The 544-nt window shown below is 63.1% G+C and carries 2 protein-coding genes; both read right to left on the bottom strand.

Going from position 1 to position 544, the window contains the following annotated elements; all coding sequences use genetic code 11:
* Positions 1 to 266, bottom strand: a 266-nt coding sequence (locus JK635_RS28560) for a type II secretion system protein D (RefSeq protein ID WP_202654711.1), incomplete at its 3' end; no start/stop codon positions are given.
* The coding region (gene gspN, locus JK635_RS28555) for a type II secretion system protein N (protein WP_202654710.1) at positions 263 to 544 on the bottom strand (282 nt) is incomplete at its 5' end. The genes JK635_RS28560 and gspN, both read right to left, overlap by 4 nt.

Raw genomic sequence — 544 nt, 5'->3', positions numbered from 1 at the left:
GTCACCGGCTTTTCGGAAATCAGGCTGATCGTCCCCTTGACCCGCGGATCGATCAGGAAATTGGTCCCGGTGTAGTGCCCGACCGCCTTGACCACGGATTCGATGTCGGCGCCGACGAAATTGAGCACCGCCTCGTTGCGGGACGGGTCCTGCGCGCGCGCCGGGGCCATGCCGGCCAGAAGGCTCATCACGAGCGTGGCGGCGCCAGCGCGGCGCCAGGTTGCCTTGGTCGGCAGGCATTTTGCCAGTGGAAAGATTTTTTTCATTTGAATTCGAGTGAGATGTAATCCTTGCCGCCTTCGGTACGACGTTGTCCGAGCAGGTTCAACAGATTCGCCAGCCTTTGCTCCTGCCCTAGCGCCGCCTCGGCCCTGCCGGAAAACTGCATTCTGCCGCGGTCAAGCCGGCCGGCGCCGCTCAACAGCAGCGGGCCGCGCAGGGAGTTCAGTTGCAATTGCGCCTGCTGGCCGCGCCATTCCAGTGTCATTCGGTAAGCGCCCAGCGGCTTGATCGGCGACAGCCGGGATGCAATATCGTCCAGCGT

Source organism: Neobacillus paridis, assembly GCF_016765675.1.
Lineage (GTDB): Bacteria > Bacillota > Bacilli > Bacillales > Cytobacillaceae > Neobacillus > Neobacillus paridis.
This window is presented reverse-complemented; position numbering and strand designations above follow the sequence as displayed.